The sequence below is a fragment of the Micromonospora sp. NPDC048839 genome (genome assembly GCF_040649915.1).
Taxonomy (GTDB): Bacteria; Actinomycetota; Actinomycetes; order Mycobacteriales; family Micromonosporaceae; genus Micromonospora.
This window is the reverse complement of record NZ_JBEZGL010000005.1, coordinates 325,982-346,870: the sequence shown is the minus strand read 5'-3', so window position 1 is coordinate 346,870 and position 20,889 is coordinate 325,982. Positions and strand designations below refer to the sequence as shown.

Annotated in this window: 14 protein-coding genes and 2 pseudogenes; 10 read left to right on the top strand and 6 right to left on the bottom strand. The window is 70.2% G+C overall.

Annotated elements, in window-relative coordinates:
* Positions 1-333 precede the first annotated feature (333 nt).
* Together AB0C25_RS12820 and AB0C25_RS12815 are read left to right on the top strand one after the other, a co-directional pair.
* Positions 334-1,509, top strand: a pseudogene (locus AB0C25_RS12820) (endo-1,4-beta-xylanase); the annotation flags it as partial.
* A pseudogene (locus AB0C25_RS12815) lies at positions 1,428-1,781 on the top strand (hypothetical protein); the annotation flags it as partial. The pseudogenes AB0C25_RS12820 and AB0C25_RS12815, both read left to right, overlap by 82 nt.
* 68 nt (positions 1,782-1,849) lie before the next feature.
* Here the strand turns inward: AB0C25_RS12815 and AB0C25_RS12810 are convergent.
* The 5 genes from AB0C25_RS12810 to AB0C25_RS12790 all read right to left on the bottom strand — a co-directional run bounded on the left by AB0C25_RS12810 (position 1,850) and on the right by AB0C25_RS12790 (position 7,085).
* On the bottom strand, positions 1,850-3,070 hold the full coding sequence (locus tag AB0C25_RS12810) for a sigma-70 family RNA polymerase sigma factor (RefSeq protein ID WP_357372581.1): 1,221 nt from the start codon (positions 3,068-3,070) through the stop codon (positions 1,850-1,852).
* Positions 3,070-3,456 (bottom strand): YciI family protein, encoded by a 387-nt coding sequence (locus AB0C25_RS12805; protein WP_357372579.1) that lies wholly within the window; start codon positions 3,454-3,456, stop codon positions 3,070-3,072. Before AB0C25_RS12805 ends, AB0C25_RS12810 begins: the two co-directional genes overlap by 1 nt.
* A gap of 144 nt (positions 3,457-3,600) precedes the next feature.
* Positions 3,601-4,740 carry a cellulose binding domain-containing protein gene (locus AB0C25_RS12800; RefSeq protein ID WP_357372577.1) on the bottom strand — a complete coding sequence of 380 codons (1,140 nt, stop codon included), beginning with the start codon at positions 4,738-4,740 and terminating at the stop codon, positions 3,601-3,603.
* A 260-nt stretch (positions 4,741-5,000) separates the two neighbouring features.
* Positions 5,001-6,026 carry an acetylxylan esterase gene (locus AB0C25_RS12795; protein ID WP_357372575.1) on the bottom strand — a complete coding sequence of 342 codons (1,026 nt, stop codon included), beginning with the start codon at positions 6,024-6,026 and terminating at the stop codon, positions 5,001-5,003.
* 21 nt (positions 6,027-6,047) lie between these two features.
* Positions 6,048-7,085, bottom strand: a complete 1,038-nt coding sequence (locus tag AB0C25_RS12790; RefSeq protein ID WP_357372573.1) for a LacI family DNA-binding transcriptional regulator — start codon at positions 7,083-7,085, stop codon at positions 6,048-6,050.
* 319 nt (positions 7,086-7,404) lie between these two features.
* Here AB0C25_RS12790 and AB0C25_RS12785 point away from each other — a divergent pair, with 319 nt between their 5' ends.
* From AB0C25_RS12785 to AB0C25_RS12760, 6 genes are all read left to right on the top strand, one after another.
* Positions 7,405-9,771 (top strand): glycoside hydrolase family 3 N-terminal domain-containing protein, encoded by a 2,367-nt coding sequence (locus AB0C25_RS12785; RefSeq protein ID WP_357372570.1) that lies wholly within the window; start codon positions 7,405-7,407, stop codon positions 9,769-9,771.
* 12 nt (positions 9,772-9,783) lie between these two features.
* Positions 9,784-10,773 (top strand): ABC transporter permease subunit, encoded by a 990-nt coding sequence (locus tag AB0C25_RS12780; RefSeq protein WP_357372568.1) that lies wholly within the window; start codon positions 9,784-9,786, stop codon positions 10,771-10,773.
* Positions 10,770-11,678 (top strand): carbohydrate ABC transporter permease, encoded by a 909-nt coding sequence (locus tag AB0C25_RS12775; RefSeq protein ID WP_357372566.1) that lies wholly within the window; start codon positions 10,770-10,772, stop codon positions 11,676-11,678. The genes AB0C25_RS12780 and AB0C25_RS12775 overlap by 4 nt, the downstream gene beginning before the upstream one ends.
* A gap of 55 nt (positions 11,679-11,733) precedes the next feature.
* A complete protein-coding gene (locus AB0C25_RS12770) occupies positions 11,734-13,371 on the top strand; it encodes an extracellular solute-binding protein (protein WP_357372564.1) in 1,638 nt (545 codons plus the stop codon).
* Positions 13,372-13,513: 142 nt separating this feature from the next.
* Positions 13,514-14,200, top strand: a complete 687-nt coding sequence (locus AB0C25_RS12765) for a DUF624 domain-containing protein (RefSeq protein ID WP_357372562.1) — start codon at positions 13,514-13,516, stop codon at positions 14,198-14,200.
* Positions 14,201-14,287: 87 nt separating this feature from the next.
* On the top strand, positions 14,288-16,402 hold the full coding sequence (locus tag AB0C25_RS12760) for an alpha-glucuronidase (protein WP_357372560.1): 2,115 nt from the start codon (positions 14,288-14,290) through the stop codon (positions 16,400-16,402).
* A 25-nt stretch (positions 16,403-16,427) separates the two neighbouring features.
* Here the strand turns inward: AB0C25_RS12760 and manD are convergent, their stop codons facing one another.
* On the bottom strand, positions 16,428-17,636 hold the full coding sequence (gene manD / locus AB0C25_RS12755) for a D-mannonate dehydratase ManD (RefSeq protein ID WP_357372558.1): 1,209 nt from the start codon (positions 17,634-17,636) through the stop codon (positions 16,428-16,430).
* A gap of 315 nt (positions 17,637-17,951) precedes the next feature.
* Here manD and AB0C25_RS12750 point away from each other — a divergent pair, with 315 nt between their 5' ends.
* Positions 17,952-19,307, top strand: coding sequence for a PHB depolymerase family esterase (locus AB0C25_RS12750; RefSeq protein WP_357372555.1), 1,356 nt, complete (start codon positions 17,952-17,954; stop codon positions 19,305-19,307).
* A gap of 113 nt (positions 19,308-19,420) precedes the next feature.
* Positions 19,421-20,758, top strand: coding sequence for an endo-1,4-beta-xylanase (locus AB0C25_RS12745; protein ID WP_357372748.1), 1,338 nt, complete (start codon positions 19,421-19,423; stop codon positions 20,756-20,758).
* Positions 20,759-20,889: the final 131 nt, after the last annotated feature.

Sequence of the window (20,889 nt, the reverse complement as noted above, 5' to 3'; positions counted from 1 at the left end):
GGTGACCGACGGTGACCGGAGTTGCTCGTCCAGGTCGTCGTTGCGGCGGCCCTGCCTTGCGGAGAAGTTCCGGAACTTGTGGCCCTCCCGCCTCCACTGCTCCGCCGCGCTCGTCGGTTCACCGCATCGCGCTCGTGTCGAGTGGCCGTTCACCTGGACGGCTCTATTGTTGGCAGCTGAACGGCACCGTGCGGGTCTCGTAAAACTTCCGGAAATTGTTGCTCGTCGATCGGCGACGCTGACATACTCCACATCCATCGAAGTCGATGACACCACCACCCACCGGGGTGCTGCGTCAGACACTCCATCCCGGGTCCCACCGGAAGGAAAGACATGACCGAGAGGTGCCACGGGGACACCCGCCCACGAGCGCGTACGGCTATCGTCCTCGCCGCCGCGGCTCTGCTCGCCGCGACAGGCGCAGCGTTCCTGCCGAACACGGCGAGTGCCGGAACCACTCTGGGCGCGTCCGCCGCCGAGAAGGGTCGCTATTTTGGCACGGCGGTGGCCGCGAGCCGGTTGAGCGACAACGCGTACACCACGATCTTGAACCGTGAGTTCAACATGGTCACGGCCGAGAACGAGATGAAGATGAACGCCACCGAGCCGCAGCAGGGCCGGTTCAGTTACGGGGCGGCGGAGCAGATCGTCAACCACGCCCGCAGCCGTGGGATGAGCGTGCGGGGTCACACCCTCGCCTGGCACTCCCAGCAGCCCGGCTGGATGGAGAGCATGAGTGGCAGCGCGTTGCGACAGGCGATGCTCAACCACGTGACGCAGGTGGCCACGCACTTCCGCGGCCAGGTGGTCGCGTGGGACGTGGTGAACGAGGCGTTCGCCGACGGCAGTTCCGGGGGGCGTCGCGACTCCAACCTGCAGCGCACCGGCAACGACTGGATCGAGGCGGCGTTCCGGGCGGCGGACGCCGCAGACCCCAACGCGAAGCTCTGCTACAACGACTACAACACCGACAACTGGACGCACGCCAAGACCCAGGGCGTCTACAACATGGTGCGCGACTTCAAGGCCCGTGGCGTGCCGATCGACTGCGTCGGCTTCCAGTCGCACTTCAACAACAACTCGCCGTACGTGAGCAACTACCGCACCACGTTGTCGAGCTTCGCCGCGTTGGGCGTGGACGTGCAGATCACCGAGCTGGACATCCAGGGCGCTCCGGCGAACACCTACCGCAGCGTGGTGGAGGACTGCATGGCCGTGCCCCGCTGCAACGGGATCACGGTCTGGGGCATCCGCGACAGCGACTCGTGGCTGGCCTCGCAGACGCCGCTGCTGTTCAACAGCAACGGCTCCAAGAAGGCCGCGTACGACGCCGTCCTCGCCGCGCTGAACAACGGCGCCGCGGTCCCGACGACGGCTCCGCCGACAAGCACTCCGCCGACCTCCGCTCCGCCGACCTCCGCTCCGCCGACCTCCACTCCGCCGACCTCCGCGCCGCCGACCTCCGCTCCGCCCACTACGCCTCCGCCCGGCGGCGGCTGCACCGCGACGCTGCAGGACAGCACCCGGTGGGGCGACCGGTTCAACAGTCAGGTGACCGTCAGCGGGGCGAGCAACTGGAGCGTCGTGGTGGCCGTCACCCCGCCACAGAAGGTGTCCGCCACCTGGAACGGCAGCCCCACCTGGGACAGCAGCGGAAACGTCATGACGATGCGGTCGAACGGCAGCGGCAACGTCTTCGGCTTCACCACGATGGCCAACGGCAACTGGACCCGCCCACAGGTGCTTTCCTGCACCGCCTCCTGAGCACCACCGCACGCTGATGGGGCGGCGACGGATTCCGTCGCCGCCCCATCCTCCGTGACCAGATCGGGTCCACGGCTGGCCGACGTCAGCTCAGCGCCGCCGCCCTGCCCAGGAGCACCGAGCGCTCACGCTGGTTGGCGCAGAGCCGGGCCGCCAGCTCCAACTCGGCGCGCGCCTCCGGTCGCCGGCCGAGGCGGGTCAGCAGCTCACCGCGTACGGTCGGGACCAGGTGCGAGCCGGGGAGCCGGTTCGCGGCGATCAGCTCGTCCACGATGGCCAGGGCCGGTGCGGGACCCGAGGCCATGGCCACGGCGACGGCCCGGTTGAGCTCGACCATCGGGGAGGGCGCGGTCCGGCCGAGTGCCTCGTAGAGCACGACGATCCGGTCCCAGTCGGTCTCCTCGACCGAGGGTGCCGACGCGTGGCTGGCGGCGATCGCGGCCTGCAGGCCGTACGGGCCGCGGGCCGATGCCCGGGCCAGTGCGGCCAGCCCGCGGTGGATCGCCGTACGGTCCCACAACCGGCGGTCCTGATCGGCGAGCAGAACCGGCGAACCGTCCGGCCCGGTCCGGGCCGGGAAGCGCGCGGCCGTCAGCTCGCACAGCGCGAGGAGGCCGTGCACCTCCGGTTCGTCCGGTTGCAGCGCCGCGAGCATGCGGGTCAGGCGGACCGCCTCGTACGCGACGTCGGGGCGCAACAGGTCGTCGCCCGAGGTGGCCGTCGACCCTTCGGTGAAGATCACATAGAGGACGCTGAGCACGCCGCCCAGCCGATCCCGGCGCTCGCCGGCCGGCGGTAACTCGAACGGCACTCCGGCCGCCGCGATCGTCTTCTTGGCCCGGGTGACGCGGGCCTGCACGGTCGGCACCGGCACCAGGAACGCACGGGCGATCTGCTCGCTGGTCAGGCCGCCGACCACCCGCAGGGTCAGTGCCACCCGGGCCGCCGGGGAGAGCACCGGGTGGCAGCTGACGAACATCAGCGCCAGGACGTCGTCGTCGATCCGGTCGAGATCGACGTCCTCGTCGACCGCCGAGTTCACGGCCGGGTCGGCCGCCAGCAGGGCGTACCGGTCCTGCAGGGCGACCCGACGGCGGATCGCGTCGATCGCCCGCCGCCGGGCCGTGGCCATCAGCCAGCCGGCCGGGTTGGTGGGTGACGCGCGCGGCCACGACACCAGCGCCTCGGCCACCGCCTCCTGGGCGGCGTCCTCGGCCAGCCCGAAGTCACCGGTGAACCGGGTCAACGCGGCGACGATCCGGGCCGACTCGACCCGCCAGACGGCCTCGACGTCGGCCGTACCCATCAGATCTGGCCGTTGCTCTCGCTGCCGGGCGGCACCTCGTCGGCGCCGGCCACCCGCCGGACCTCGATCTTGGAGCCGCGGACCGCCGGGAACCGCCTGGCCCACTCGACCGCCTCCTGTTGCGTGGCGACGTCGAGGAGGAAGTAGCCACCGAACAGTTCCCTGGTCTCGCCGTACGGCCCGTCGGTGACCACCGGGGCCTCGCCGCTGAAGTCGACGACGACGCCCCGGCCCGGATCGTCCAGCCCTTCGGCCGCGACGAGCACGCCGGCCGCCATCATCTCCTCGATGAACCGGCCGGTCGCGGCCATCGCCTCGTCGATGGTGGCCATCATGGCCGCGTTCGTCTCGTCGGTGCCCCGCATGATCAGCATGTACGTCGACATCACGTCCTCCTCGTCCGGCGGGGCCGCGTCCCGGCCCGCGCACCCCCATGTCGAACGAGCGGCGCGCGGATCGACACGGCGCCTCGATGATCTCTCACCGCGGCGGTGCCGGGCCGGTGCGGCCCGGCACCGCGACAAGAGTCGTCAGGCGAGGGTGCAGGCGGTGCCGTTGAGGGTGAATGCGGACGGCCGCCCGGCGTTCCCGGTGTGGGTGGCCTGGAAGCCGATGTCGACCGAGGTGCTCGGCGCGATCGTCGCGTTGTAGGAGACGTTGCGTGCGGTCACCGCTCCGCTCGACGGGGAGTAGTTGGCGTTCCAGCCGCCGGTGATGGTCTGCCCGCCCGGCAACGTGAACGTCAACGCCCAACCGTTGACCGGCGTGCTGCCGGTGTTGGCCACCGAGACAGCTGCGGTGAGCCCGTTGCCCCAGGCGTTGACCGTGTACGTGACACGGCACGCACCCGACGGCGGCGGCGTGGTCGGCGGCGCGGTGGTGGGCGGCGCGGTGGTCGGCGGGGTGTCGCCGCCGATGCTGCCGGGCACCGACCGGAGGGCGTCGTACCAGGCCACGGCCATCTTGCGATAGCCGGTGGCGTTGGGGTGCACCCCGTCGGCCAGGTCGCTGAGCGTCAGGGCGCGGTACATGTCGACCAGGTGGACGCGTTTGCCGGCAGCGGCCCGGGCCTGCACGATCCCCGGGATCGCCGCGTTGTACCCGCGGACCTGGTTGTCCGCGCCCGACTTCGGGATGATCGTCGCGACGAACACGTCCGCGTTCGGGGCGGTGGTGGTGATCCGGTCGACGAGGGTGGCCAGCCGGCCCGGGGCGCCGGACGTGTCGCCGTACATGTCGTTGGTGCCGATGTGCAGCAGCACGGTCCGGGGATTCGTGGCCCGCAACCAGTTGACGACGTTGGCGTCGATCTGGGCGATGGTCCATCCGGAGTGGCCCTGGTGGTCGTGGTCGCCGAGGCTGGCGGGGCCGTTGAACTGGGAGCCGACGAAGTCGATCCGGTAACCACCGGTCGTGAACCGCTGCCAGAGCTCGATCCGGTATCCACCCGCGACGTTGAACCCGTCGGTGATCGAGTCGCCGAGGGGCATCACGCGTACGCCGCCGTTGGATTCCGCGTTCGCCGGAGCGGTCGCGATCGGTACGGCCGCGGCCACCGCCGCGACGGCGGCCAGGGCCGCCCACCACAGGCGGGCTCGTCCGGGCCTCGACGTCGTCGCGGCGGTGGTGGGTGGCGGAGGGACGGGGTGGCCGAGCGTTGCACTGCTCATGGGACTTCCTCTGGTGGTGAGGGTGCGCGACGACAGCGGCCACCGGGAGGACGGTCGCCGCCAGGACGCGGTACGCGGGGGAGCGGGCTGCGGGGAACGACCAGGAACCCGGACATCTGCGCTGGTGGTCGTGGCGCTGACACTTGTCATCGATGGTCGGGGGTGACGGATCGATGGACGGCGGCGGAAGTGTTGCCCTGCACCTCGCCTGACGCACCTTAACGTGGCATCGCCAACACCGGCAAGAGATCGGTGTCCGACTATGAGTTGTGACCCGGAGGCCCTCCGGACGGGCCAGCCGGGTGCAGCGTCGAGCCGAGCCACCGCAGCTGACGCCGGACGTGCACGGCCTCGCCGCCCTCGTGACCGTTGAACGGGTAGACGTGCATCTCGCGGGTGGGCGGAACCGGCGGCCGGGCCACCGCCGCGTACTGGTTGTAGGCGGCGAAGCCGGTGCTCGGCGGGCAGACGGTGTCCCGCAGCCCGATCCCGAAGTGCGCCGGCGCCGTGGCGCGCCGGGCGAAGCTCACCCCGTCGACGTAGGACAGGGTGCGCCACACCGCGTCCTCGGCCTCCCGGTGCACGGCCAGGTAGCGGGCGATCTCGCCGTACGGCGCCGGTTCGCTGAGCTGGACGGCCCGCCGCATGTCGCAGAGGAACGGGGCGGTGGTCAGCACCGCGCCCAGATCGCCGACCAGGCCGGCGACCGCCAGGGCCAGGCCGCCGCCCTGGCTGTTGCCGACCGCGGCGACCCGGGCGCCGTCGACCCCCGGCAGAGCGCGGACCGCCTCGACCGCCCGGACCGCGTCGGTGATCAGACGCCGGTAGTGGTAGTCGCGCGGGTCGAGGATCCCCCAGGTGGCCGGCCAGGGGCCGCCGGGTGCGCCGTGCGGATCGATGGTGTCCCCGGGAGCGTACTGGCCGGCCTGGCCCCGGTTGTCCATCAGCAGGTGGGCGTACCCGGCCGTGGGCCAGGTCAGTCGCTCGTGGGGCAGACCGCGACCACGGCCGTAGCCGGCGTACTCGACGACGGTGGGCAGTGGCTCGGACACCCCGGCCGGGCGGGTGTACCAGGCCCGGACCGGGTCGCCGCCGAAGCCCGCGAACGTGACGTCCCAGGAGTCCAGCAGCCGCAGGTCGGTGGACTCTGGACGGACGTCGACGAGCACCGGTCGGGCGGACGCCTCGGTGAGGGTGTCGCGCCAGAACTCGTCGAAGTCGTCGGGTTCGACGATGTCCGGGGCGTACCGGTGGAGGTCGTCGAGCAGGGCGGCGGCGTGGGGCACGGGTCCTCGCAGGGGCTCGGGTCAGTGCGGGCTGGCGGGGGGTGCGGTGCTCTCCCGGACGACCAACTCGGTCACCAGGTCGATCCGGCTGGTCGCCGGCTCGTTGCCCCTGGTCAGGTCGAGCAGCATCTGGGTGGCGATGCCCGCCATGTCGCGCAACGGCTGGTTGATCGTGGTGAGGGCCGGGTCGGTCCAGGTGGAGACCGGCAGGTTGTCGTACCCGATCACCGACAGGTCCTCGGGCACCCGCAGGCCGCACTGGCGGGCGGCCCGGAGCACCCCCATGGCCTGGGTGTCGGAGCCGGCGAAGATCGCCGTGGGTCGGGACGGCAGGCGGAGCAGTTCCAGCCCGTGGGCGTGTCCGGCTCCCGCGGAGAAGCTGCCGTAGCGGACCAGCTCGCGGTCGACCACGAGCCCGGCCTCCTCGTGGGCCGACTGGAAGCCGGCAGCGCGGGCCCGGCTGCAGAGCACATCGGGCGGCCCGGAGATGATGGCGATCCGCCGGTGCCCCAACTCCAGGAGGTGCCGGGCGGCCAGCAGGCCACCGTTCCAGTTGTTCGAGCCGACGGTGGGTACGGAGGCCGAGGTCGCGCTGTCGGTGTCGACGACGACGAACGGTATGCCCTGACGCCGCAGGTGCTGCTGCTGGGCCTCGGCCAGGTGGGACAGGACGAACACCACGCCCAACGGGCGGTCGGCGAGGATCGCGTCCAGCCAGCGCGCCGGCGGGCGGTGCGCGCCGTTGAGTTGAGCCACCGACAACCCGATGCCGGCCGCGGCGGTCACCGCCTCGACACCGCGCAGGATCTCCATGGCCCATCCGGTGTCGAACTCGTGGAACACGAGATCGATGCGCCCCCCGCTGGTCGAGGGTCGCCGGGTGCGGCGCTGGTACTGGTGGCGATCGAGGCTCGCCTCCACGCGCGCTCTGGTGCCGGGGGCGACATCGCCACGTCCGTTGAGGACCTTGGAGACCGTGGCCACCGAAACGCCGACGTCGTGGGCGATTGTCGCGATGGTGGTGGAGGCGGGTGGATCGAGCGGGCGGTGCTCTGTCATCGCAGCCCCATGCAGCATCCGAAATTTTCGGGAGACCTTAACACGATTGGCCAGTCACACCAGCCGATGCGACAGCTGCTCGGCCCGTTCGCGGGTCATTCCGGGGCGGATTCGCGACGGAGTGCCGATGATGGACTCACCGTGTGCAGGGAACGTGCCGCCGGAGTCCAGCTGAGACCCTTGACACTCATCGATGGGGCACTTAGGTTGCCGAAAAGGTTGCGCAGGCTTCCGGAAAGTTTCGGATCGGTCGAACGTCCGCCACGGAACCGGGTTCCACCAGGGCGCGGGGATGTGGCCGGAGCTAAGGGGTCATGGCATGAGAAGTCAGTTGCCCGTGCACAGCGACGCCGCGCCGTGGCGCGATCCGCGGCTGTCGCCGACCGAACGGGCCGAGGCGCTCCTGCCGTTGATGACACTGGAAGAGAAGATCGCGCAACTCGTCGGAGTCTGGGTCGGCGCGGACGCCTCCGGCGAGGGCGTCGCCCCACACCAGTCCGACATGATCACCGAACTTCCGCCGTGGAACAGCCTCATCGAGTACGGGTTGGGCCAGCTCACCCGGCCGTTCGGCACCGCGCCGGTCGACCCGGTCGTCGGCGCCCGGTCGCTCGCCGCCTCCCAGGCGCAGATCGTCGCCGCCAGCCGGTTCGGCATCCCGGCCCAGGTGCACGAGGAGTGCCTCACCGGGTTCGCGGCCTGGCGGGCCACCGTCTACCCGACCCCGCTCGGTTGGGGCGCTTCCTTCGACCCCGACCTGGTCGAGGCGATGGCCGACCGGATCGGGCGCTCCATGCGCGCCGCGGGCGTGCACCAGGGGCTCGCGCCGGTCCTCGACGTCACCCGCGACTACCGCTGGGGCCGCACGGAGGAGACGATCGGCGAAGACCCCTACCTGGTGGGGACGACAGGTGCCGCGTACGTGCGGGGCCTGGAAGGCGCCGGTGTCGTCGCCACCCTCAAGCACTTCGCCGGCTACTCCGCCTCCCGGGGCGGGCGCAACCACGCGCCGGTGCCGATGGGTCGTCGGGAGCTGACCGACGTGATCCTGCCGCCGTTCGAGATGGCCCTTCGGCTGGGCGGCGCCCGCTCGGTGATGAACTCCTACGCCGAGATCGACGGCCTGCCCGCCGCCGCCGACGAGGAACTGCTGACCCGCCTTCTCCGCGACGAGTGGGGTTTCACCGGCATCGTCGTCGCCGACTACTTCGCCGTCCGCTTCCTGGAGACCCTGCACCGGGTCGCCGCCGACGCGGCCGACGCCGCCCGGCTCGCCCTGCGGGCCGGGATCGACGTCGAGCTGCCCACCGTGGACGCCTTCGGCGCCCCGCTGGTCGAGGCGGTACGCCGCGGCGACGTCGACGAGGCGCTGATCGACCGTGCGCTGCGACGGGTGCTGATCCAGAAGATCGAGATCGGCCTGCTCGACGAGGACTGGCAGGTGCTCCCCGACGACGTGGCGAACCTGCGACTCGACGACGAGGCCAGCCAGGACGTGGCCGTCCGCCTGGCCCGGGAGTCCGTCGTCCTGCTGCGCAACAGCGGCGTCCTCCCGCTGGCCGTCGGGAGCCGGGTCGCCCTGATCGGCCCGGTCGCCGACGACCCGATGGCCATGCTGGGCTGCTACTCGTTCCCCAACCACGTGGGCATCCACCACGCTGACCACGGGCTCGGCCTGGAGATCCCCTCGCTGCGCGACGAGCTGGCCCGACGCGTCCCCCTGCTCAGCCACGAACCGGGCTGCACCATCACCGGCGAGGACACCTCAGGCATTCCGGCCGCGGTCGCCGCGGCGGCCGCCGCCGACGTGTGCGTGCTCGCCGTCGGCGACCGGGCGGGAATGTTCGGCCGGGGCACCTCCGGCGAGGGCTGCGACGCCGTCGATCTGCGGCTGCCCGGCGTCCAGGCCGACCTCGTCCGCGCCGTCCTGGCCACCGGCACCCCGGTCGTCCTGGTGCTGATGACCGGTCGCCCCTACGCGCTCGGCCCGGAGGTCGACACCGCGGCGGCCGTGGTGCAGGCGTTCTTCCTCGGGCAGCTCGGCGGGCAGGCGCTCGCCGAGGTCCTCACCGGCGCGGTGAACCCGTCCGGACGGTTGCCGGTCAGCGTTCCCCGCGACGCCGGCGGCCTGCCGGGCACCTACCTGGCGCCGCCGCTCGGTCGCCGCACCCAGGTCTCCTCGGTCGACCCCACCCCGGCGTACCCGTTCGGCCACGGGCTGAGCTACACCACCTTCGAGTGGGCCGACGCCACCGTGGTCGGTGCGGCCGACGAGTCGCCGGCGGCCTGGCCGGTGGACGGCGAGGCGCGGGTGCGGATCACCGTCACCAACACCGGTGACCGGGCCGGCACCGAGGTGGTGCAGCTCTACCTGCACGATCCGGTCGCGCAGACCACCCGCCCGGTGGTCCGGCTGGTCGGCTACACCCGACTGCCGCTGGCACCCGGCGAGGCGGCGCACGTGACGTTCGGCGTACCCGCCGACCTGGCCTCGTTCTGCGGACTGTCCGGCCGGCGGATCGTCGAGCCCGGCGACGTGGAGCTGCGCTTCGGCCGGTCGAGCGGCGACGTGGCGGCGACCCTGCCGCTGCGGCTGACCGGCGTCGAGCGCCAGGTCGGCCACCAGCGGGACCTGCTCACGTCGGTGCGGGTGGAGCCCCTCGTGGCCGTCCCGCATTCCGCCTAGGAGGGGCCGAGGATGACATCGACCTTACGGCCACCGCCGCCAGCGCCACCCCGGTCGCCGGCGGAGGCGGCCAGCCCCGCCCCGCGGGTGCCGCGCCGCCGCCGGAGCTGGCGGCAGGCGCTGCGCCGGGACTGGCAGCTCTACTCGCTCGCCGTCCTGCCGCTGCTGTTCTTCCTGATCTTCCGGTACCTGCCGATGGTCGGGAACATCATCGCGTTCCGCCGGTTCAAGCCGGGCGGCAGCATCTTCGGTGAGTACTGGGTCGGCCTGCGGTACTTCCGGATGTTCCTGAGCGACCCGACGTTCTGGGAGGTCTTCACCAACACGCTGGTGCTCGGGACGCTGACCCTGCTGTTCTGCTTCCCACTGCCGATCGTGCTGGCGCTGATGCTCAACGAGGTGCGCGCCCGCCGGTTCAAGCGGTTCGTGCAGTCGGTGTCCTACCTGCCCCACTTCCTGTCGATCGTGATCGTGGCGGCGATGGTCATGCAACTGACCTCGGTCGGTGGCGCGGCCAACCAGCTCGTCGGTCTGTTCGGCGGCGACCCGGTGCCCTTCCTGCAGAAACCGGAGTGGTTCCGCACCATCTACGTCTCGTCCGAGGTCTGGCAGACCGTCGGCTGGGGGACGATCCTCTACCTCGCCGCGCTCACCACGGTCGACGAGGACCTGTACGAGGCGGCCCGGATCGACGGCGCCAGCCGGTGGCGCCAGACCTGGCACGTGACGTTGCCGGGGATCCGGCCGACGATGATGACGTTGCTGATCCTGAACATCGGCAGCTTCCTGGCGGTCGGATTCGAGAAGATCCTGCTGCTCTACAACCCGCTGACGTACCCCACCGCGGACGTGATCTCCACCTACCTGTTCCGGATGGGCTTCCAGTCCAGCAACTTCAGCTACGCCGCGGCCGTCGGCCTCTTCGAAGCGGTGATCGGGTTGATCCTGGTCCTGACGGCGAACCTCATCTCCCGGCGCACGGTGGGGACGAGCCTGTGGTGATCCTCGGCACCAAGAGCGACGCCCCGAAGACGCGGGGCCCGGTGGACAGTCGGGGCTACCGGATCTTCCGGATCGTCAACACGGTCGTCCTGATCGGCGTCGTGGTCGTGACACTGTTTCCGTTCCTCAACATCGTGGCCCGCTCGCTCAGCGAAGAGGCGTACATCATCGCGGGGAAGGTGAGTATCGTCCCGCGCGGGTTCGACCTGACCGCGTACAAGCTGTTGATGTCCGACGGGTTGTTCTGGACCAACTACCGCAACACGGTGGTGTACACGGTGGTCGCCACGCTCATCTCGATCGTGCTGACCACCTGTTACGCGTACGTGCTGTCGAAGCCCCAGCTCAAGGGGCGCGGCCTTCTCGTCGGCGTCGCGCTGTTCACCATGTTCTTCTCCGGCGGCCTGATCCCCAACTACGTGCTGGTCACCAGCCTGGGCATGAAGAACACCATCTGGGCCGTAGCGGTGCCCAACGCCATCAGCGTGTTCAACCTGCTGGTCATGAAGGCGTTCTTCGAGAGCCTGCCGAGCGAGCTGGAGGAGGCTGCCGCGGTCGACGGGCTGAACACGTACGGCATCCTGCTGCGGATCGTGCTGCCGCTGTCGAAGGCGATCATCGCGACGATGGTGCTCTTCTACGCGGTGTCGTTCTGGAACTCGTGGTTCACCGCGTTCCTCTACATCGACCAGCAGGACCTGCTGCCGGTCACCGTCTACCTGCGCAACCTCATCGCGGGCGCCACCAGTGCCGAGTCCGCCGCCGCCAACGCCGACAAGGTCCAGGCCGCGGCCACCCTTGAGGCCGTGACGATCGTGCTGACCACCCTGCCGATCCTGGTGGTCTATCCCTTCGTCCAGCGGTACTTCGTCCGCGGCGTGATGCTCGGCGCGGTCAAGGGGTGACGCCGACGCCGCACCGTTCCACCTCGAATCCCCACCACCACCGAAAGGACGAGCCATGCTCCACAAGACGTGGCGCCGGGTGGCGATAGCCACCGCGGGTCTGCTCGCGCTCACCCTCAGCACCGCCTGTTCCGAGGACCCCGGCGAGTCGACGGACCTCTCGGAGAACAAGGTCGGGGCGATGGCCAGCTACGGCGTCGGCGACCAGTTCAAGGCCACCGAGGCGCTCTCCTTCTCCACCCTCTACAACAACCACACGTTCTACCCGCTCAAGGAAGACTGGGCGTTCTGGTCGGAGCTGACCAAGCGGACCAACGTCAAGATCGAGCCGGTGGCCGTACCGCTGAGCGACTACGAGCAGAAGCGCAGCCTGCTGATCGGCGCCGGGGACGCCCCGCTGATCATCCCCAAGACGTACCACCCGCAGGAGGACGCGTTCGTGTCCTCCGGGGCGATCCTCCCGGTGAGCGACTACCTGGATCTGATGCCCAACCTCAAGGACAAGATCACCAAGTGGAACCTCAAGCCGGAGATCGACAACCTGCGGCAGGCCGACGGTAAGTTCTACCTGCTGCCCGGCCTGCACGAGAAGCCCACGCAGGACTACACGGTGCTGGTGCGCACCGACATCATGCAGGAGCTCAACCTCCCCGTCCCGAAGACCTGGGACGACCTCTACACGGTGCTCAAGGCGATGAAGGCGAAGTACCCGGACGTCTACCCGTACTCCGACCTCTTCAGCAAGCCCAACCCGACCGGCGCCCTGCTGAACCTCCTCGGCTCGTCCCACGGCACCTACGCCGGCTGGGACTACCAGCACGCCACCTGGAACCCGGCGGAGAAGAAGTTCACCTACACCGGGTCGTCCGAGCAGTACAAGCAGATGGTCACGTTCCTGCACAAGCTCGTCGCCGAGGGCCTGCTCGACCCGGAGAGCTTCACCCAGACCGACGACCAGGCCCGCCAGAAGCTCGCCAACGGCAAGTCCTTCGTGGTCACCGGCAACGCGCAGACGCTTGTCAACAACCACCGGCCCGACCTGGCCAAGACCCTGCCGAACGCGAAGATGGCCAAGATTCCGCTGCCGATCGGCCCGGCCGGCGAGGTCAACCCGTTCCCCCGGCTGGAGAACGGCATCATGATCTCCTCGAAGGCCCGGGAGAGCAAGAACTTCGTCGCCATGATGCAGTTCATCGACTGGCTGTGGTATTCGGACGCGGGTTTGGAATTTGCCCGCTGGGGCGTCGAGGGCACCACCTTCACCAAGGACGCGTCCGGCAAGCGCACGCTCGTCCCTGACGTCAGTTTCCTGGGGCTCAACCCGAAGGCATCCAAGCACCTGCAGAAGGACTTCGGCTTCCAGAACGGCGTCTTCGCCTACGGCGGCGCACCCGACCTGGTCCGTGGGTTCTTCTCGCCGGAGGAGCTGGAGTTCCAGAAGGTGATGGACGCCCGCAAGCCGAGGGAGGTCCCCCCGCCGCGCCCGTTCACCGACGAGGAACGCGAGCAGGTGTCGCTCTGGGAGACCCCGCTGAAGGACTTCGTCACCCAGAACACGCTCAAGTTCGCCCTCGGCCAGCGGCCCCTCAGCGAGTGGGACGCCTACGTGGCCGAGCTGAAGGCCAAGAACTCCGAGCAGTACATCAACGTGGTCAACAAGGCCTACGAGCGGTTCCAGAAGGACAACGGCTGATCAGCGGGGAGTCCGGGCGGGCGGTCACCAGGCCCGACCGGACTCCCCGAACACCACCGGCCCGGGGCGCGGGTGACCCGCTCACCCTCGCGCCGGACGACCAGAGGACTGCGATGCGCAGTCGCGACCGGAGGGAGCAGCCGTGAGCGCCGCGCGCACCTGGCGACAGTTCGGCGACGGGCCACTGTCGCGGATCACCTCGCGGGTCTACATCCTGCTCGTCGTCGAGCTGCTGCTCCTGCTCACCACCCTGCCCGGCCTGCTCCCGATGCTGCTGCTGAGCCGTGACCCCAGCAACCTGCCGCTGGCCGCCCTCCTGCTGGTGCCGGTCGGGCCGGCTCTCTCGGCTGCCCTGTACGCCCTGCGCCACCAACGCAGCGACCTGACCGACCTGCGGCCCGCCGCCGTCTTCTGGCGCGGCTACCGGGCCAACCTGTCCGGCGTGCTGCGCGTCTGGGTGCCGACGCTGCTGTGGCTGACCGTGCTCGCCGTGAACCTCGCCTACCGGGGCGCGGTCGGGCTCCCCGGTTGGTGGACCGTGCCGCTGATCCTGCTCGCGGTGGGTGTGACGCTCTGCGCGGCGAACGCCCTGGTGATCACCTCGCTGTTCGACTTCCGCACCCGGGACGTACTCCGACTGGCCGTGCACTTCCTGGTGCGTACCCCCGGTGTCACCGTCGGCAACGCGCTGCTGGTGGTCGCGGCGGCCGCGGTCACCGCGGTCTTCTCCGAGGCCGTGCTGGCGATGCTCGGTTCGGTCGCGGTCCTGGCGCTCCTGGGCGTCAGCGACCCAATGGTCCGGCTGATCCAGAAGGATTTCCTCCGATGAGCCCGCCCGTCACGGTGCCTTTCGGGGGCGACGACAACCGAACGTGGGGAAGCTGGCGTACGGTGTCGTCGTGCTGAGGGAGGATCGATGAACGCCGAAGAATGGGTGGACCTGGAGCAACTGATGTTCGTCGAGGAGTCGCTGGACACGGACGAGCCGCGCGTACACCCGGCCTGGCTGCCACCTGAGGCTTTCCGGACCCTCGGCGCGCGTCGCGTTCTCGTCCACGGCGACGGGTTGCTCGTCGACACCGTGCTCGACGAGGTGTCGCGGGCCTGCGCGCGCTACGGCGGGCGGGTGTGGCACAACCCCTCCTGGGACGTCGACGTCGACCTGGTGCTCGCCGTGCGGGGCGCGGGCGAGCCGCCCGGCCCGGCGGTGGAGGCGGCACGTGCCGAGGCCGGCGACGGCACGCTCGGCAAGGAGGGGTTCCTGCTGACCCACGCCGGCCCGGTGACAGTGGTGCTGGCCGACGCGCCCGCCGGTCTGCTGTACGGGCTCTTCCACGTGGTCCGGCTCTGCGCGGCGGCCTTCGACCCGACCCGCCCGCCGGAGCGGCACCGGCCCGCGCTGCGCCGGCGGATGCTGAACCACTGGGACAACGTGGCCGTGCACCCGGTGATGGGCCAGGTCGAACGGGGGTACGCGGGCGGCTCGATCTTCTGGCAGGACGGCCGGTCGCGCCGCGACCTGGCACGGATCCGCGAGTACGGACGACTCCTGGCCGCGAGCGGCGTCAACGCCATCTCGGTGAACAACGTCAACGTCGCCCGTACGGAGGCGCTGCTGCTCACCGACCGGCTCGGCGACGTGGCCGAGATCGCCGACGTGCTGCGCCCGTACGGCATCCGGGTGCACCTGTCGGTCACCTTCGCCGCGCCGATGGTCCTCGGTGGCCTGTCGACCGCCGACCCGCTGGACGAGAAGGTGCGGGGCTGGTGGGCGGAGACCACCCGCAACGTCTACGACCGCATTTCCGACTTCGGCGGCTACGTGGTGAAGGCCGACTCGGAGGGGCAACCCGGCCCGTTCACCTACGGACGCGACCACGCCGACGGGGCCAACCTGCTGGCGGACGCGCTCGCCCCGCACGGGGGAGTCGTGCACTGGCGGGCGTTCGTCTACAACCACCACCAGGACTGGCGGGACCGGTCGACCGACCGGGCGCGCGCCGCGTACGACCACTTCGCCCCACTCGACGGGCGGTTCCGCACCAACGTGATCCTCCAGGTGAAGTACGGTCCGGTGGACTTCCAGACCCGTGAGCCGGTCTCCCCGGTGATCGCCGCGATGCCGGCCACCCGACTGGCGGTGGAGTTGCAGGTCACGCAGGAATACACCGGCCAGCAGCGACACATCTGCCACCTCGGCCCCTGGTGGAGTGAGGTGCTGCGCTTCGCCCCCTGGGGACCGGGCGGACGCTCGGTGGCCGACGTGGTGGCGGGGACGGCGGGCGCCGGCGGTGGCCTCGTCGCGGTCGCCAACACCGGCGACGACAGGTTCTGGACCGGGCACCCGTTGGCGCAGGCCAACCTGTACTCGTTCGGGCGGCTCGCCTGGAATCCGGAGCTGGACCCGACGGTGGTCCTCGACGAATGGATGACGCTGACCTTCCCGCCGTCCGCCACCGCCGACCCGGCCCTGGTGCGGCGGACGCTGCACGAGATCATGGACGACTCGTGGTGCACCTACGAGCGGTACACCGCCCCGTTGGGCGTTGGCTTCATGGTCAACCCCGATGGCCACTACGGCCCCGGCGTCGACGGGTACGAGTACTCGCGGTGGGGCACCTACCACTTCGCCGACCGCGACGGCGTCGGCGTGGACCGCAGCCGCGCGTCGGGCACCGGCTTCGCCGGCCAGTACCCGCCGTACTGGGCCGAGGTGTACGAGACTCCGGAGACCTGCCCCGACGAGCTGCTGCTCTTCTTCCACCATGTGCCGTACCGGCACGTCCTGCGGAGCGGATCAACTGTCATCCAGCACATCTACGACACGCACTTCGCCGGTGTCGAGGAGGTGACGGCGATGCGCCGCAGGTGGCAGACGCTGAACGGGATGATCGACCCGGCCGTGTACGAGCGGGTGGCCGAACGCCTCGACGAGCAGGTGCGGTCCGCCACCGAGTGGCGCGACCAGATCAACACGTACTTCTTCCGCAAGTCCGGGGTGCCGGACGAGCGGGGACGGCGCATCCACTGAACCCCGCCGGGCACCGGCGGCGCGGTCACCAGGGATGGACCGTGCCGTCCTCCAGCCGGTTCACCGGCAGGTACGCCGGCGAGTACGGATAACGTGCCGCCGCCTCCTCGTCGATGTCCACCCCGAGACCGGGTGTCTCGGCCGGGTGCAGGTAGCCGTCGGCGAAGTGGTAGCCGTGCGGGAACACCTCGTCGGTCTGCTCGGTGTGCCGCATGTATTCCTGCAGGCCGAAGTTGGGGATGGAGATGTCGAGCTGCAACGCGGCGGCCATGCAGACGGGGGAGAGGTCAGTGGCGCCGTGTGATCCGCTGCGGACGTGGTGCAACGCCGCGAGGTCGAAGATGCGACGCAGGTGGGTGATCCCGCCGGCGTGCACCACGGTGGCCCGGATGTAGTCGATGAGCTGTTCCCGGATGAGCTGGGCCGCGTCGAAGATGCTGTTGAACACCTCCCCGACGGCGATCGGGGTGGTGGTGTGCTGCCGGATCAGGCGGAAGCCCTCCTGGAGGTCGGCGGGGACCGGGTCCTCCATCCAGGTCAGCGCGTAGGGCTCCAGGCTGCGGCCGAGCCGGGCCGCCTCGATCGGGGTGAGCCGGTGGTGCACGTCGTGCAGCAGCCGCAGCGTCGGGCCGAACTCGTCGCGTACCTGGGCGAACACCTTCGGCACGTGCGCCAGGTAACGGGGTGTCGACCAGGTCGCCTCGCTGGGCAGCGCCGCGTCCGCCGGCTCGTAGAAGAACTTGTCGGTGCTGACCCCGTACGTCTTGGGTAGGCCCGGCACCCCACACTGCACCCGGACCGCCCGGTAGCCGAGGTCGACGTAGCGGGCGACCTCCACCAGCACGTCCTCGACGGTCTCGCCGTTGGCGTGGCCGTACACGGTGACGCCCTCGCGCGACCGACCACCGAGCAGTTGGTAGACCGGCAGGCCGGCGACCTTGCCCTTGATATCCCACAGCGCCGTGTCCACGGCGGCGATGGCGCTCATCGTGACCGGGCCGCGCCGCCAGTACGCCCCCTGGTACAGGTACTGCCAGGTGTCCTCGATGCGGGCCGGGTCCCGGCCGATCAGCAGAGGTGCCACGTGGTCGCGCAGGTACGACGCGACGGCCAACTCCCGGCCGTTGAGGGTGGCGTCCCCGACCCCGGTCACCCCCTCGTCGGTGACGATCTTGAGAGTGACGAAGTTGCGGCCCGGACAGGTCAGGATGACCCGGGCATCGATGATCCTCACTAAATCTCCTTCGTGCCCGCGGGCGTCGTCGGCGGACGCGCATCGAGGGGCGGGAGGGATGTGAAAGTCCGGCACGTTTCGAGAACCTCCCGATAATAGCCCGCGAGCCGCCACCGGCGGCCGGACCCGCCCGTGCGAAGGGTTGCGCAGGTGAACCCGCAATCCCTTGCAGCGAAAGGTTTCCGGAAGTCTTGACAATCGAGTGTGCTCGATCGAAGCTGACTTCGTCACGCGAGCCGCGGTCAGGGTCGGGCGAAGGGCAGTCCTCGACTTCAGTCCCCTTCCACGCGCCTATCTCCCGAGGGATCGCGATCGATGACACTCAAGACAAGGCTGCTCGGTGCCGCCATGGCGGCCCTGACGCTGGCCGCCGCCGCGCTGACCGTCGCCACCCCGGCGTCGGCGGCGACGCTGACCCAGGTGACCGGTTTCGGCACCAACCCCACAAACCTTCAGATGCACCTGTACGTCCCGGACCGGGTGGCCACCCGACCGGCGATCCTGCTGGCCCTGCACTACTGCACCGGGTCGGGTCCGGCATTCCACTCCGGCACCCAGTACGCGTCCCTGGCGGACCGGTACGGATTCATCGTGATCTACCCGTCGGTGACCCGCAGCAGCAAGTGCTGGGACGTGGCCTCACCGCAGGCCCTGCGCCGTGGCGGAGGCAGCGACCCGGTCGGGCTCATGTCGATGGTCGACCACGTGCGGCAGCGCTACGCCGCCGACCCGGCGCGGATCTTCGCCACCGGCACCTCGTCCGGAGCGATGATGACCAACGTCATGCTCGGTGACTACCCGGACGTGTTCGCGGCGGGTGCCTCCTTCGCCGGGGTGCCGTTCGGCTGCTTCGCCACCGGGGGCAGCTCCGAGTGGAACAGCGAGTGCGCCAACGGGCAGCTCATCAGGACCCCGCAGCAGTGGGGGGACCTGGTCCGTGCGGCGTACCCGGGCTACACCGGTCCGCGACCACGCATGCAGATCTGGCACGGCACCAACGACGAGACGCTGCGCTACCCGAACTTCGGCGAGCAGGTCAAGCAGTGGACGAACGTGCACGGGTTGAGTCAGACCCCGACGTACACCGACTCGCCGCAGTCCGGCCACACCCGCACCCGGTACGGCAGCAGCGGCCCGATGGCGCCCGTCGAGGCGATCAGCATGCAGGGCGTCACGCACAACCTGCCGGTGGACGCCGCGCAGGTCATCCGCTTCTTCGGGCTGGACGGCACCACCCCGCCCACCACGCCGCCGCCGACGACACCGCCCCCCACCACACCGCCCCCGACGACTCCACCGCCCACCACGCCACCCCCGACCACGCCACCCCCGACCACGCCGCCGCCGAGCACGGGCGCCTGCCGGGTCGGCTACGCGGTCAACGCCTGGAACAACGGGCTCACCGCGAGCGTGACCGTCACCAACACCGGCACGGCCGCCGTGAACGGGTGGGCGCTGGCCTTCACGCTGCCCAGCGGGCAGGCCATCACCGGCGGCTGGAACGCGCAGTACTCCCCGACCAGCGGTGCGGTGACCGCCCGCAACGTCTCCTACAACGCCACCATCGCCCCGAACGCGTCGGTCGAGATCGGCTTCCAGGCCACGCACGGAGGCGGCACCGGCAAACCCTCGTCGTTCACCCTGAACGGCGCGGCCTGCTCGGTGTCCTGACTGTCCTGCCACCCCACCACCACAGAGGGAGTCACACGATGAGAAACACGAGATGGAAGGCGGCATCGAGGGCCGTGGTCGCGCTGACCGGCGCGGGTGCCCTCGCCGTCGGCATGGCGCTGTTCGTGACGGCACCCGCCTCCGCCGGGACCACGCTCGGCGCGTCCGCCGCCGAGAAGGGTCGCTACTTCGGTACGGCGGTGGCGGCGTACAAGCTCTCGGACAGCGCGTACACCACGATCTTGAACCGTGAGTTCAACATGGTGACGGCCGAGAACGAGATGAAGATCGACGCGACCGAGCCGCAGCAGGGTCAGTTCCGGTACACCCAGGCGGATCCGATCGTCAACCACGCCCGCAGTCGCGGGATGCAGGTACGCGGTCACACCCTGGCCTGGCACGGCCAGCAGCCGGGGTGGATGCAGGGCATGGAGGGCACCGCGCTGCGCAACGCGATGCTCAACCACGTGACGCAGGTAGCGACCCACTACCGGGGACAGATCTATTCCTGGGACGTGGTGAACGAGGCGTTCGCCGACGGCAACTCCGGCGGCCGTCGGGACTCGAACCTGCAGCGCACCGGCAACGACTGGATCGAGGCCGCGTTCCGGGCCGCCCGCGCCGCGGATCCGGGCGCGAAGCTCTGCTACAACGACTACAACACCGACAACTGGACCTGGGCCAAGACGCAGGGCGTCTACAACATGGTGCGGGACTTCAAGGCCCGTGGTGTGCCGATCGACTGCGTGGGTTTCCAGTCGCACTTCAACAACGACTCGCCGTATGCCAGCAACTACCGCACGACGCTGTCGAGCTTCGCGGCGCTGGGTGTGGACGTGCAGATCACCGAGCTGGACATCCAGGGGGCGTCGGCGGACACCTACCGCAGGGTCGTCGAGGACTGCCTGGCCGTGGCTCGCTGCAACGGGATCACGGTCTGGGGCATCCGCGACAGTGACTCGTGGCGGGCCTCGCAGACGCCGCTGCTGTTCAACAGCAACGGCTCCAAGAAGCCGGCGTACGACGCCGTCCTCGCCGCGCTGAACAACGGCACCACGCCGCCCACGACGGCCCCGCCCACAAGCGTCCCGCCGACCACCGCGCCGCCCACCACGGCCCCGCCCACCACGGCACCGCCCACCACTCCTCCGCCGGGGCAGGGTGGCTGCACCGCGACGGTGACGGTGAACCAGTGGACCGGCGGCTTCGTGGCGAACGTACGGGTGACAGCCGGCTCGTCAGCTCTCAACGGCTGGACCGTGTCGATCACGTTGCCGTCCGGCGCGACGGTCACCAACTCCTGGAGTGCCAACTCCAGCGGTACCACCGGCACGACGAACTGGACGAACGTGTCCTACAACGGCCAGGTCGGCGCCGGGCAGTCCACCGAGTTCGGCTTCCAGGGCACCGGCACCGCCGGCAGCCTCAGCCCCACCTGCGCGGCCAGGTAGACGGATCATCGGCCGGTGCGGACGCCCACCCAGCCCCGCACCGGCCCCACCCCCAGCGCTCGGTGATCATGAGGTTCGCGGTCATCCTGCCTGGCGTGTCCGGACGCCAACCTCATGATCACCGCGTGCTG

What these genes read in the sequence shown, in the direction of transcription:
- AB0C25_RS12810 (WP_357372581.1), bottom strand. Translation starts at nt 3,070, where the DNA reads ATGGGTACGGCCGACGTCGAGGCCGTCTGGCGGGTCGAGTCGGCCCGG.
- AB0C25_RS12805 (WP_357372579.1), bottom strand. Translation starts at nt 3,456, where the DNA reads ATGTCGACGTACATGCTGATCATGCGGGGCACCGACGAGACGAACGCG.
- AB0C25_RS12800 (WP_357372577.1), bottom strand. Translation starts at nt 4,740, where the DNA reads ATGAGCAGTGCAACGCTCGGCCACCCCGTCCCTCCGCCACCCACCACC.
- AB0C25_RS12790 (WP_357372573.1), bottom strand. Translation starts at nt 7,085, where the DNA reads ATGACAGAGCACCGCCCGCTCGATCCACCCGCCTCCACCACCATCGCG.
- AB0C25_RS12785 (WP_357372570.1), top strand. Translation starts at nt 7,405, where the DNA reads ATGAGAAGTCAGTTGCCCGTGCACAGCGACGCCGCGCCGTGGCGCGAT.
- AB0C25_RS12780 (WP_357372568.1), top strand. Translation starts at nt 9,784, where the DNA reads ATGACATCGACCTTACGGCCACCGCCGCCAGCGCCACCCCGGTCGCCG.
- AB0C25_RS12770 (WP_357372564.1), top strand. Translation starts at nt 11,734, where the DNA reads ATGCTCCACAAGACGTGGCGCCGGGTGGCGATAGCCACCGCGGGTCTG.
- AB0C25_RS12760 (WP_357372560.1), top strand. Translation starts at nt 14,288, where the DNA reads ATGAACGCCGAAGAATGGGTGGACCTGGAGCAACTGATGTTCGTCGAG.
- AB0C25_RS12750 (WP_357372555.1), top strand. Translation starts at nt 17,952, where the DNA reads ATGACACTCAAGACAAGGCTGCTCGGTGCCGCCATGGCGGCCCTGACG.
- AB0C25_RS12745 (WP_357372748.1), top strand. Translation starts at nt 19,421, where the DNA reads ATGGCGCTGTTCGTGACGGCACCCGCCTCCGCCGGGACCACGCTCGGC.